This is a genomic window from Pelagibius sp. (assembly GCF_965227505.1).
GTDB lineage: Bacteria > Pseudomonadota > Alphaproteobacteria > Kiloniellales > Kiloniellaceae > Pelagibius.
The window spans coordinates 489,927-502,584 of sequence record NZ_OZ245757.1; the positions used below are offsets into that span (position 1 = coordinate 489,927).

Below are 12,658 nucleotides of genomic sequence, written 5' to 3' on the forward strand. Positions count from 1 at the left end.
GTCGTGACGGGGGTGGCAGACAGCGAACAACCGCGCAAACCGGCACCGGAGGAAATCGAGGACTCCAATCTCGATGCCGTCCGCCGCCAGTTGCAGCCCTCGGTCCTTGCCCTCTTCGGCGACGACGATATTTCCATGATCCCGCGGCCCGAGCTGGCGCTGCGCATCGGTAACCTGCTGACCAACGAAGTCGAACGAAGCGGCACGAAGCTCACGCTCCTGCAAAGGCGGAAGCTGGTCACCGGGCTGATCGACTGGCTGCTGCAATGCGACGCGCTGCAGCCGGAGGAACGTCAGGAAATCATCGGCGCGATGCCGGAAGCCGAGCCCGGCGCGGTCACCCCGCCCGAGGGCCACCCTAAAGACAAGGCAACGTCCCACACGCCGACCATCGAGGCGGCCAGGAACAAGGTCCACCCGCTGGTGATGGAACGGCTGGACGTCTCGGCCGCCTCTCAGCTGCCGCGCGACGACCTCACACGTCAGATCGGCGAGATCGTCCGCGAGATCGTCATCGACGAAAAGCTGAACCTGAACGCGCCCGAGCAGCAATCGATCGTCGACCTGATGCTCGACGACATGCTCGGCCTCGGTCCTCTGGAGCCGCTGCTGGCCGACGAGAGCGTCACCGACATCATGGTGAACGGCCCCTACCAGATCTACGTGGAGCGGCGCGGCAAGCTCGAACTCTCGAACATACGCTTCCAGAACGACGAACACGTTCTCAACATCGCGCGCCGAATCGTTTCGCAGATCGGCCGGCGTGTTGACGAAACGACACCGCTGGTCGACGCACGCCTGCTGGATGGCAGCCGCGTCAACATCATCATTCCGCCCCTGGCCATTGACGGCCCTTCGATCTCAATCCGTAAGTTCGCCAAGAAGGGCATCACACTGGACGTGATGCAGCGTCAGAACAACATCTCGGCCGCCATGGCGACGGTCCTGAAGATTGCGTCGCGCAGCCAGCTCAATATTCTGATTTCCGGCGGTACGGGTTCCGGTAAAACGACTCTGCTGAACGCCATGTCGCAGATGATCGACCCCGGCGAGCGCATTGTCACCATCGAGGACGCCGCCGAGCTGCAACTGCAGCAGCCCCATGTCGTGCGGCTGGAGACGCGGCCGCCAAACCTGGAGGGCAGCGGCGAGATCACCATGCGCGATCTCGTCAAGAACGCCCTGCGTATGCGGCCGGACCGCATTATCCTGGGTGAGGTCCGCGGCTCAGAGGCCGTCGACATGCTGCAGGCCATGAACACCGGCCACGATGGTTCGTTGGGCACGATCCACGCCAACCGGCCCCGCGAGGCGCTGACGCGCCTGGAGAACATGATCGGCATGGCCGGTATCAACCTTCCGGCCCGGGCGGTGCGCACCCAGATCGCCTCCGCCCTGGATATGATCGTTCAGGTCTCGCGCATGCGCGACGGTATGCGCCGGGTGACCCATGTCGAGGAAATCGTCGGCATGGAAGGCGAGATCATCACGACCCAGACGCTCTTCACCTACGAGTTCGAGGGCGAAGGCAAGGACGGCCTGCTTCTCGGCAGTTTCAAGTCATCGGGTTTGCGCCCGAACTTTACGCCCCGCGCTGCCTACTTCGGTCTGGACAAGCCGCTGATGGAGGTCATGGGATGATTATCGAGCTGCCGCTGGGTCTCGGCCCCGTGTCGGCCGAACTCCTGCTCATCATCCTCCCTGCCCTCGCGACCTTGGTGGTCTTCGCCCTGATTTTCGGCGGCGACGGCCTCACAAAACAGACCCGTCGGCGCATCGAGCGGGTGCGGACCGCCAACAGCAAGACGATCACGCCCGAAGAGATCGTCTCGATCCGCCGCTCGAACACGGACAGCGAGATCGCCTTTCTCGACAGCCTGATCAAGCGCCTGACGCCGCGCCCGGAACTCCTGCGGCTGCGTCTCGCCAGCGCCGGATACGGCAGTTCCCTGGGCCGCTATCTCTCTATCTGCCTGGTGATCGGCCTGATTGCCTTCTCCAGCCTCCAGTTCTTCGACATCGTGCCTTTGCTGGTGTCCGTGCTGGTGGGCCTCTTCGCCGCAATCATGCTCCCCCACCTCGGCCTCAGCCTGATGATCATCCGGCGGCGGAACCGCTTCATCGCCAATTTCCCGGAGGCCATTGACCTCATGGTCCGAGGGCTCAAATCCGGCCTGCCCATCACTGAGTCCATCAAGGCCGCCGGTTCGGAAATTCCCGATCCCGTGGGCACGGAGCTTTCGCGGATTACCAACACGGTGCGCCTGGGCGAGTCCCTGGAAGACGCCCTCTGGGACACCTCGAAGCGGCTCAACATTCAGGAGTTCAATTTCTTCACCGTCGCCCTTGCCATCCAGTCCGAAACCGGCGGCAACCTTGCCGAAACCCTCTCCAACCTTTCCGACGTCCTGCGCCGGCGGCGACAACTCAAACTGAAGATCAAGGCCCTCTCCTCCGAAGCCAAGGCCAGCGCCTATATCATCGGGTCGCTGCCCTTCGTGATGGCAGTACTCATCTATCTCATCAACCCGGGCTACATCTCCGATCTGGTCGAGGATAATCGCGGCATCATCCTCATCTGCCTTGGCTTCCTCAGCTTCGGCATGGGCATCGGCGTCATGTACAAGATGGTGAAGTTCGAGATATGAACCTGGAGGATTTTCTGCCCGCGGGCATGTCGGTTGAGACCCTGCTGGTGACCATGTCGGGCATCTCGGTTCTGGTCAGCGTCGCCGCTGTCTGGTTCACCCTGCTGCACCGCGACGTTTCCACCAAGCGCGCGAAGATGATCGCAGACCAGCGCCGCGACCTGCGCGCCGGCATCATGTCGCCCAAGCGGCGCGGCATGAACAAGCAGCCAAGCGTCACCTTGATGCACAAGATCGTCGACCGCCTGAAGCTGCTCCGCAGCGCCCAGGCCAAGAAGGTCGGCATGAAGCTGATGCAGGCGGGCTGGCGTGACAACGACGCCATGGTGAAGTTCTTCTTCTGCAAGCTGGCGCTGCCCTTTGCCTTCGGCGGTCTGGCGACCTTCCTGCTCTACGGGCTCGAAGCCTACAACCTCAGTTCGACCGGAAGGGCTGCGGTCTCCTTGGGGGCGGTCGTCTTTGGCGCCTATCTGCCGGACCTGATGGTCAAGAATCAGGCACAGAAGCGCCAGGCGGCGATCCGCAAGGCTCTGCCCGACGCTCTCGATCTGATGGTGATCTGCTCTGAGGCAGGCCTCAGCCTGGATGCCACGCTGATGCGCGTTGCCAAGGAAATGGACAAGACAGCGCCGGAGCTTGCCGACGAATTCAGCCTTACGGGCCTGGAACTGGGCTTTCTTCCCGACCGGCGCACCGCCCTTCAAAACCTGGCCCTGCGGACCGATCTTACGGTGATCCGCGGGATGGTCGGAACACTGCTTCAGGCCGAGCGATACGGCACGCCCCTGGCCCATTCGCTCCGCGTCCTCTCGGCCGAGTCCCGGGAAGAGCGGGCCATGAAGGCGGAGGAAAAGGCGGCCCGCCTGCCGGCGCTGCTGACCGTGCCGATGATCATCTTCATCCTGCCGCCGCTCTTCATCGTCCTGATCGGCCCGGCGATCCTGCGTACGATCGACGCCCTGTCGAACATGTAACCGGCGGATGGCGGAGGCGTGCTGTCCCGCCTGCTCGCGCTTTAGAGAACCGGGGCCAGAAGCCGTGACAGGCTGACCCCGAAGCGAAACCAGACCGACTTGTCATCCAGCTCTCCCGCAATGACGCGGCGGCTTACCGCGAAGTCGGCCAGCAGCATCGCCTCAACCTGCTCTGCAAAGGCGCGGTCGAAGACCACCAGGGAGACTTCGAAGTTCAGCCGGAAGGAGCGGTTGTCGAGGTTCGCAGTCCCGACGCTGGCGAGGTCATCGTCGATCAGGAGCACCTTCTGGTGCAGAAAGCCGGCCTCGTAGCGGTAAATCTCGATACCGGCCCGTTCGGCCATGGGGTAATAGGCATAGCTGGCCCAGTCGACCCAGACGTGGTCGGCTTTCTCGGGCAACAGCAGGCGCACCTCGACGCCGCGCAGGCGCGCAAGCTGCAGGGCGGCCAGGGTCTGTTCATCCGGGACGAAATAGGGGCTAGCGATCCAGATCCGTCGCCGCGCCGTGGATATGGCCTCCAGGAAGAACAGAGCACAGCTTTCCCAGTAGTCCGCCGGACCGGTGGGCAGAACCAAGGCCGCGCTGTCGCCCTCGGCCTCAGCGGGATCCCAGCACAGCGACGGCACTTCACGCGCAGCCCAATACCAGTCCTCGACAAAGGAGAGCTGGAGCGCCTGAACGCAGGGCCCGAAAAGCCGCACATGGGTGTCGCGCCAGGGGCTGAACTGACTGTTCCTGCCGAGATACTCGTCGCCGAAGTTGAAGCCGCCCACAAAGGCCAGGGACCCATCCACGACCAGAATCTTGCGATGATTGCGGAAGTTCAGCTGAAACCGGTTGACCGGGCCCTGGGTCGTCGAGAACGCGCGAACGTTTACGCCCTCCTTTCGAAGATCGGCGGTGTAGTGCGCCGGAAGGCCGTGGCAGCCGATCTCGTCAAAGAGGAAAAAGACCCGTACACCGCGCCTGGACAGGCGGCCCAAACGGGCCTTCAGATCGCGCCCCAGATCGTCATCGCGCACGAGATAGGATTGCAGGAGCACATAGTGCTGCGCCTGATCCATAGCATCGAACATGGCCCCAAAGGCCGCGCAACCGTCGCGCAGCAGGTCGATCCGATTGCCTGCGGTAACCGGCATGCCGGCAAGCTGCTCCAGCACATCCAGCCGCGCCGCTCCGGCCTCCCCGCTACGCCCGGCCGCCTGCGCCAGCCGCTCGCGCAACTCTGCAGCGATATGGTGGATCTGCAGGTCGCCGCTGCGCCGGGCCGCGACGTAGCCATGGAACTTGCCGCGGCCAAAGATCCAGTAGAGCGGCAGCGCCAGGTAAGGAAACGTGATCAGCGAAATCGTCCAGGCGACGGCGCCCTGGGCCGTGCGTGTCCGCACGACGGCATGCAGGGCCGAGAACAGGCCGGAGAAGTGAATGAGGCCCGCCACGAGGGCCAGGATCACCCAGGCATTCTCACTTTGAAAAACGGACAAGGATGTCCCCGGACCTGTTTGCATCGACGCATGCTTTTACCGCGACGCGGGCGACGCTGCAGCAAAAAGCGGTGTCTCGGGGAGCCCGGCGAAGCCCTAAGAGGCAGCCGTGCCCGCGGCGTAGCCGTTTCGGAGTTCCAGCAGAGCGGCCTGGAGGTCCTCGGAGCGAACCGGCTTGCGCAACGACTTGAAGCCATGGGCGGCAATCTCCCGGCGCGGCTCCACACCCTGATCGGCGGTGACGATCAGAACCGGTACATCCCGGCCGCAAAGGTGCCTCAGGCGGACCGCAACCTCGACCCCGGTAACATGGTTGGGCAACCTGTAGTCGGCCATGATCAGGTCGATCGGCGCCTCGGCCGCCTGCAGTTGAGCGCAGGCTTCGTCGTAGTCGGTCGCAACCTGCACCCCGCAGCCCCAGGACTTCAGGACCATGGCCATACCCTTCTTGCTTTGCACATCGTCCTCGACGACCAGGACCTGAAGCCCTTCCGCCAGGAAGGCGCCCTCGGCCTTCTTCTGCACCACCGGCACCTGCGCCACCGAGGCACCGGCCATGTCCAGTTCAACGGCAAACATGCTGCCCTTGCCGACCACGGACTCCACGACAATCTCGTGCCCGAGAATGTTGGCCAGGCGCCGCACGATTGAAAGGCCCAGGCCAACGCCTTTGCGCCGGTCACGGGCCGGATTATCAAGCTGATGGAATTCCTCGAAAATGGCTTCGCGCTTGGACGCGGGAACGCCGGGCCCTGTGTCCCAGACCTCGATACGGATCTTCCCGGCCCTGCGACGGCAGCCGATCAGAACCTTGCCCGTCTGGGTGTAGCGCAAGGCATTCGACATCAGGTTTCCGAGAATCCGTTCCAGGAGGTCCGGATCGCTGTAGACAACCTGACTGCAGGGCACCATGCGCAGCTTCAGCCCGCGATCTTCGGCCTGATGGGCGTAGACCCTGTGGAGGCCGTCGAGGATTCTTTGCACTCCAAAGGCCTGGAAGTGGCCCTCAAGCTGACCGGTCTCGAGTTCGGAGATGTCCAGCAGGGCGTTCAACAGTCGGCCGGCCGCCTCGGAGGCCTCTCTGATATCGGCAACGATGTCGTGTACGTCTTCGTCCTCGACCGTTGCCTCCAGTGCCGCGACGAACAGCTCGATGGCATGGAGCGGCTGACGCAGGTCGTGGCTTGCTGCTGCAAGAAAGCGGGTTTTGGCCTCATTGGCCGTCTCCGCTGCTTCGCGGGCCCTCTGCAGCTCCGTAATGTCCGAAATGACGCAGGCCGTACCGCCGTCGCGGGTCCGGCGTTCGGTAATCAGGAGCGACCGTCCGTCGTTCCAGTCCTGCTGCAAAAAGCTCTCCGCCGCCCGGTGATGGGCAAGGCGCTGCTGGATCCAGGCCTCGGCAGCCTCGTGGTCGTCCAGGCCAGGGACGTAGCCATGCCTGACGTTGGTGCGAATGATGTCTTCAAAGCTGGCGCCTGGGACGATATGCGCACCACGATTTACAGAGGGATGCCTGTAGGTCTGGTTGCAGAGAACAAGGCGGTCCTCGGCGTCGAAAAGCGCAAAGCCCTCGGACAGACTCTCGATGGCGTCGATGAGCCGCGCCTCCGCCGACTCGGCCTGTTGTCGCGCCTCGATCTCCGCCGTTTCGTCCTCCGCAACGCCGCGGTAGCCGCTGAAACGCCCGCTGCGGTCATAATGAGGCTTGCCGTTGATGCGCCAGTGATAGCGCGCACCCGCGGCACCGGTGAAGGCAGCGCGCAGATCGCGGATTGGCCGACGCGCTTTGAAATCGTCGTAGAACCCTCGCCAATAGGGGTCGTTGACGATGTCGGCGCCGAAAAGCTCCCAAAACCTGCGGCCGACGGCCTCCTCGGCAGAGGGGCGCGATGGGCCGCTCGCCGTTTGCACATCGAGGAAGGAACTGATTCTCAGATCCTGATCCATCTCCCAGAACCCACCCGGCCCGGACTCGGCAAAGTCCCTGAACCGCTGCTCGCTGTCCTTCAGGGCGTCTTCGGCCTGCACCCGTTCGGTGATGTCAAGCCGGATACCGATGAAGCCGCCCGCTTCGACCGGGTGATTGCGCGCTTCGATCCAGCGGCCCTCGCTGGTCTTGGTGCGAAAGGTGGGATGGCTCATGACATAGCGCGGAGTCTCCTGGTGCCCGAGCGGTACTTCATCCGCCGCCATGACCGAAAACTGATCCCGGTCAAAAGCCAGCTTCATGAGATCGCTGTAGTCGGCGCCGGGACGGATCTCCTCGGAGAGTCGCGGAAACAGCTCGCGGTACTTGCTGTTGCAGAGGATCAGCTTGCCGTCGTTGTCGTACCAGACGAAGCCGTCTGTCATGCTTTCGATCGACTCGGACAGCAAAGCTTTCGTTCGCGCCGCCTCCAGTTCGCTCTGGAACAGCGCCCGCTCGGTGCGCTTGCGCTCGGTCATGTCGCTGCCGAGTGACGCCAGACCGATGACCCTCCCCTTGCCGTCGCGCCTCGGAAACTTGATGGTCAGAACCGTCCGCTTCCCGCCTTTGGTCTGCACGACCTCTTCCTGGATCAGCAGCCGGCCGCTTCGCAAGACCTCCATGTCGGCCGCCCTGACCTTTTCCGCCCACTCGGCATTGGCGGAGATTTCAGCCGGAAGCCGGCCATAGATTTCCTGCGGCGTCAGGCCGTGGACCTCGCAGAGCTGCCGGCTCACCGCCATATAGCGCCCTTCAGCGTCCTTGATGTTCATATAGAGCGGCGCATGCTCGAAGATCATGCGCAAACACTCCTCGCTGTCGCGCAAGGCCTGCTCCACCTTGCGCCGCTGCGTGACGTCGGAGGAGATGGTGCCGATTCCCATCAGCGCGCCGCTCCGCCCGATCACGGGAAACTTGATGGTAATGGCTTCGATGGCACCGTCCTGCAGCGGGATCGATTCCTCGAAGACGATGGCCTTGCGGTCTTCGAGCACCTGCCGATCGATCCGGAGGTTCCGCTCGACCCACTCCTCCGCCACGCCCAAATCGGTCACCCGTTTGCCGGGAAGCTCTTCACGCTTCTTTCCGTAGATCTCGGCGAAACGCCGGCTGGTCGCGACATAGCGGCCCTGCAGGTCGCGGAAGCACATCTCCATCGGCGAATGCTCGAGCACCGATGCGAAGTGCGCCTGGCTGAGTGCCAGCGCAGCCTGTATGTCTTCTTCGCCGTCCTGTGGCGTGAACGTGACGGACCATCCGGCACCGCCGCCAAGAGGCATCCCCAAGGGCGCCCATTCCAGGCGGAACAGCGCGGACCCGCGACCGGACCCGCCCAGACGGGCGGTCTGGACAAAGGAAGACCCGAGAGAGAAGCCCGCGGTGCGGTCCACTGCGTCGTCTTCACCGGGCTGCGGCGCGAGGATCGACGCCAATGGGACCGGCTCGGCCGCGCTGGGCGTCACGCTTGTCAGATCGACGAAGGCCTGGTTGCCGTAGACCAGCATCGGCTCGTCGCCGCCCTCACGGCAGGCTGCGACGGCAACGGGCAGCGGAAGCCGCTCCAGTACCCGCTCAGCGAAGTCCGGCAGTGCCCATTCGTCTCGGACCTGGGATTGTCCACCCACCTGCATGGCCTAACTCGGCAGCCTTCCTGTGACAGTTCCTGCCCGTTACCAGTGGCGCTGGAAGCGAGGGCCGCGGCCCGCCCCTTTCTGGCCCTGCGCGGACCCGCTCAAGCGGCCGATCTCTCGCATAATCAATTCAGCATCAGGAACCATAAAGGAACGGTTAACCATATTGAACCGGCCCACTTTCCCGCTTAACGAAAGCTCAAGGCGTCCTGGGCGATGATCGAAACGGTCGATGATATCAAGGACGGGGCGTATTTCCATGCCGAAGTACGACGTAAAGCTTCAGCTTGACGACGATGAGCACCAGATCCACCTGGAGATCTACCAGCAGGTCGTCAGCGCGCACGAGCAAAGCGACGAGGAAGTCGTGCACCGGGCCAAACAGCAGTTCCGCCATTGGGCGGAGGCGCGCGGGCCGGAATGGAAGTTCGTCGCCCTGCGCGTGCCCTTCGCCATGGTGACCGACAGCGAGATCAGAGTCACACCATAGAAGGCATCAGAACAGGAGGCGCCAGGCGGACGCCCGGTCCCCTTCCGCCAATCGCCGCTTACGGCCGCTCCACGACGAAACACGGCTGACCCCGTTCGGTCAGCAGCGTGCAGGCGTTCTCGGCCTGCGTTTCCGAGGCGAATCCGCCGGCCTGGACCCGGAAGAAGACCCCGCGGTCCCCCAGCTTGGCCTCCTCCACCACCAGCCGCAGCGGGCCCAGAACCTCCGGGTAGCCGCGCTTCAGCCGGTCCCACTCGCCGGCCACCTTGTTCTGGTCCTGGATCGCGGAGATCTGGACAAGAATGGTGCCCTTGGGCGCATCCCAGTACGCCGTCGGCTGGTCTGCGGCCGGGTTGTCCCGCATGGCGGCCTGCGCAGCCGGCGCCGGGGTTCTCGGAGCGCTTTCGGTAGCCTCCGTGGCTGACAGCTTGGTCTGCGGGCCCGGGGCCGCTTCGCCCTCCGGACGCGTCCCCTCTGCCCCAACCTCCTGCTGCTGGTCCTGCTGCTGCCGGGCCTGCGGCGAGTCCGCGCGCGGCTCCACCGCCGCGACCTGCGTCGGAGGCTCCTGGGGCACCGGCTGCTCGGCCGGCGGGGCCTGTGCCGGCATCACCGGCGGCGGCGGCAAGGATGGCCGCTGGCGTCCCGATCCGGCTGCCGAGCCGCTCTCCTGCTGTGTCACGGTCTCGGCCACGGCAGCCGCTTGGGCCGAACCGTCGCCGGCAGGGCCCGCGCCCTGCGGCGGAAGGGCTTCGGCACTGACCGTTTCGACCGGAGCGGCTGCGACACTGGGAGGGGCGATCGGCGCGGCCGTTCCGACCTGCCCCCGGGCCTCCAGAAGGCGCTGCCGCGCCCGCTCGCGGATCAGTTCGGCCTCCGTGGGCGGCCGCTCGGTCGATTGGGCACTCTCGAACGTGAGACGCTCGGCGCTGTAAGTGCGGGGCTGATCTTCGGCGACCAATCCCTCGGCAAGCTCGCCGCGCTCGAAACGCCTCTCGCCGCCGTCGAAATCCAGGTCTCTGGACCAGGCCTGCGGCTCGGTGGGTTGCGCCGGCGGCGGGGGTCCCTGCTGGGCTTCGGAGACCAGCGGCGGATCGGAGTCCGGCGGCGGCCCCATCTCGATGGTGCAGCCGGCCAGCAATGCCAGAGCCAGGCCGCCGGTCAGCGGACCTCGGCTGAGCATCTTCACCCTGCGCCCTGCCCGGCAGACCGGACCTGCGCAAAAACGCCTCACAACCCCCTTATCCATGGGGGCAAGGTACGACCCTGCGACGGTGCCGACAAGGGCCTGAAGCGGCCCCAGACCGGAGCAAAGGCGTTAACCTTTCCGGGCCCCAGAACGCGGCGCCCTACTCCGCTGCGGGACTGGCTGGCTCATCCGGCTGAACGATCACCGGCTGCATCTCCTGGAAGGCCTCAACCGAGAGGTGACAGGCGATGTGGTGTCCGGGCTCGGGCTCGTAGACGGGCGGAACCTCGGTCTCGCAGATGTCCCCGATCTTGCGCGGACAGCGGGTGTTGAACGGACAGCCCGTCGGCGGATTGGTGACCGAGGGCAGATTCCCCTCCAGGATGATCCGCTTCTTTTCGATGGAGGTGTCCGCGATCGGCACGGCCGAGAGCAAAGCTTCCGTATAGGGATGATAGGGCGGCGAGAACACGTCGTCCGTCGTCCCCTGTTCCACGATGTTGCCCAGGTACATCACCACCACCCGGTCGGCCAGATAGCGGACCAGGCTGAGGTCGTGGCTGATGAACAGCAAGGTCGTGCGATAGGTCTTCTGGATGTCCATCAGCAGCCCGGTCACTGCCGCCTGCACGGAAACGTCGAGCGCCGAAACCGGCTCGTCGGCGACCACGGTCGATGGGTTGCCGGCGAAGGCCCGCGCAATGCCGACGCGCTGTTTCTGGCCGCCGGAAAGCTGGCGCGGGCGGCGCCGCGCGAACTCGCGCGGCAACTTGACGAGGTCGAGCAGTTCCATCACCCGCGCCTCGACCTTGTCCTTGTCGGTGTGCACACCGAACTTGCGGATCACCCGGGCCAGCTGGGACCCCACCGTGTGGCTGGGGTTCAGGGTATCGAAGGGGTTCTGGAAGACCATCTGCATGGAGCCGATCTGCTCCGGCGAGCGCTTCTGAACCTCGTCCTGAGAGATATCCTTGCCGTTGAACACCACCTTCCCTTCGGTGGCCGTCTCCAGCCCCATCAGAACCTTGGCGAAGGTGGACTTGCCACAGCCGGACTCGCCGACGATCGCCACCGTCTCGCAGGCTCGGGCATCGAAGGAAATGCTCTCGTTGGCCTTTACGTGGCGCACCCGGTTGCCCTTGATCATCGCGGCAATCGAGTTGTCCGTCACCTCGTAGTACTTCTTCATGTTGTCGATGGAGAGCACGACTTCGCCCGCCTCCATCTCGCTCGCCCCGACGCCTTCGGGGTTGTAGCTGTCCCAGTCGATCTGCTGCCAGCGCCGGCAGCGCACGCTGTGGCCCGGTTCGTTGGGAACCCCCGTCATGCCGAGGCCATCCTGGTCGCAGGTTCCGGCCTGGAAGAAGTCGCAGCGCGGCCCGAAGTAGCAGCCCTGCGGCCGCTGATGCGGCAGCGGCAACTGACCCCGGATCGGTACCAGCGGGCGCGCGGTTTTGTCGGCGCCGGGCAGCGGGATGCAGCCGAACAGCCCCTTGGTGTAGGGATGGCGCATATGGTCGAAGACCTCGTTCACCGAGCCGTGCTCGACGACGACCCCCGAATACATGACATTGACCCGGTCGCAGGTCGCCAGAATCAATCCCAGGTTATGCGAGATGTAGACCATGGAGGTGTTGAAGCGCCCGGCGATCTCGCCGATGAGTTCCACGATACCGGCCTCGACGGTCACGTCGAGCGCGGTGGTCGGCTCGTCCAGCAGCAGCAGCGACGGGTTGGACAGCAGCGCCATGGCAATGACGACGCGCTGCTGCTGCCCCCCGGAAATCTGGTGCGGATAGGCGGCCATGACCCGTTCCGGATCCGGCAGCTTGACGTCAGCGAGCATCTGCCGGGCCCGCTCGTAGGCTTCGCTCTCGCTGATGTCCTCGTGGCAGAGCGGCACCTCCATCAACTGGCGCCCAAGGGTCATGCTTGGGTTCAGCGAGGCCATGGGCTCCTGATAGACCATGGAGATCTCGTTGCCGCGCAGTTGGCGCAGTTCCTCAGGGCTCAGGGTCGAGAGATCCCGCCCCTTGTAGAGCACCTGGCCGCCGACGATGGCGCCGTTCTTGCCCAGGTACTGCATGATCGCCATGGCGACGGTCGATTTGCCGCAACCGGACTCGCCCACCAAACCGATCGACTCGCCCTGATGCAGGGTCATGTTGAAGTCGATCACCGCCGGGATTTCACCGGCCCTGGTGAAGTAGGAAATACAGAGATCCCTGCACTCCAGCACCGGACCGTCGTAGCTGTGGCTGCCGTTTTCCATATGC

General features: G+C 64.5%; 8 protein-coding genes. 4 read left to right on the plus strand and 4 right to left on the minus strand.

Annotation, left to right across the window (positions count from 1 at the left end):
• The first annotated feature begins 3 nt into the window (after nucleotides 1–3).
• Genes ACO06P_RS02315 through ACO06P_RS02325 form a run of 3 tightly spaced genes read left to right on the plus strand, consistent with a single transcriptional unit; the run spans nucleotide 4 to nucleotide 3,622 of the window.
• Nucleotides 4–1,641, plus strand: coding sequence for a CpaF family protein (locus ACO06P_RS02315; RefSeq protein WP_420348401.1), 1,638 nt, complete (start codon nucleotides 4–6; stop codon nucleotides 1,639–1,641).
• Nucleotides 1,638–2,648: a type II secretion system F family protein gene (locus ACO06P_RS02320; RefSeq protein WP_420348402.1), complete on the plus strand. Its 1,011-nt coding sequence runs from the start codon at nucleotides 1,638–1,640 to the stop codon at nucleotides 2,646–2,648. The genes ACO06P_RS02315 and ACO06P_RS02320 overlap by 4 nt, the downstream gene beginning before the upstream one ends.
• The gene (locus ACO06P_RS02325; RefSeq protein ID WP_420348403.1) at nucleotides 2,645–3,622 is read left to right on the plus strand and encodes a type II secretion system F family protein; all 978 of its coding nucleotides are present in this window, start codon (nucleotides 2,645–2,647) and stop codon (nucleotides 3,620–3,622) included. The genes ACO06P_RS02320 and ACO06P_RS02325 overlap by 4 nt, the downstream gene beginning before the upstream one ends.
• 41 nt (nucleotides 3,623–3,663) lie before the next feature.
• On the opposite strand, the gene cls is transcribed toward ACO06P_RS02325, so the two are convergent.
• Both cls and ACO06P_RS02335 read right to left on the minus strand, forming a co-directional pair.
• A complete protein-coding gene (gene cls, locus ACO06P_RS02330; RefSeq protein WP_420348404.1) occupies nucleotides 3,664–5,109 on the minus strand; it encodes a cardiolipin synthase in 1,446 nt (481 codons plus the stop codon).
• A 96-nt stretch (nucleotides 5,110–5,205) separates the two neighbouring features.
• Nucleotides 5,206–8,706: a PAS domain-containing hybrid sensor histidine kinase/response regulator gene (locus ACO06P_RS02335; protein ID WP_420348405.1), complete on the minus strand. Its 3,501-nt coding sequence runs from the start codon at nucleotides 8,704–8,706 to the stop codon at nucleotides 5,206–5,208.
• A gap of 232 nt (nucleotides 8,707–8,938) precedes the next feature.
• Between ACO06P_RS02335 and ACO06P_RS02340 the strand changes: the two genes are divergently transcribed.
• Nucleotides 8,939–9,196 carry a hypothetical protein gene (locus tag ACO06P_RS02340; RefSeq protein ID WP_420348406.1) on the plus strand — a complete coding sequence of 86 codons (258 nt, stop codon included), beginning with the start codon at nucleotides 8,939–8,941 and terminating at the stop codon, nucleotides 9,194–9,196.
• Nucleotides 9,197–9,254: 58 nt separating this feature from the next.
• Here the strand turns inward: ACO06P_RS02340 and ACO06P_RS02345 are convergent, their stop codons facing one another.
• On the minus strand, nucleotides 9,255–10,376 hold the full coding sequence (locus ACO06P_RS02345) for an SPOR domain-containing protein (protein ID WP_420348407.1): 1,122 nt from the start codon (nucleotides 10,374–10,376) through the stop codon (nucleotides 9,255–9,257).
• Nucleotides 10,377–10,542: 166 nt separating this feature from the next.
• Entirely contained in the window at nucleotides 10,543–12,654 is a 2,112-nt protein-coding gene (locus ACO06P_RS02350) for a dipeptide ABC transporter ATP-binding protein (protein ID WP_420348408.1), read from the minus strand.
• Nucleotides 12,655–12,658 lie beyond the last annotated feature (4 nt).

Coding starts and splice junctions, on each gene's coding strand:
- ACO06P_RS02350 (WP_420348408.1), bottom strand. CDS start 12,654: ATGGAAAACGGCAGCCACAGCTACGACGGTCCGGTGCTGGAGTGCAGG.
- ACO06P_RS02320 (WP_420348402.1), top strand. CDS start 1,638: ATGATTATCGAGCTGCCGCTGGGTCTCGGCCCCGTGTCGGCCGAACTC.
- ACO06P_RS02325 (WP_420348403.1), top strand. CDS start 2,645: ATGAACCTGGAGGATTTTCTGCCCGCGGGCATGTCGGTTGAGACCCTG.
- ACO06P_RS02335 (WP_420348405.1), bottom strand. CDS start 8,706: ATGCAGGTGGGTGGACAATCCCAGGTCCGAGACGAATGGGCACTGCCG.
- ACO06P_RS02345 (WP_420348407.1), bottom strand. CDS start 10,376: ATGCTCAGCCGAGGTCCGCTGACCGGCGGCCTGGCTCTGGCATTGCTG.
- ACO06P_RS02340 (WP_420348406.1), top strand. CDS start 8,939: ATGATATCAAGGACGGGGCGTATTTCCATGCCGAAGTACGACGTAAAG.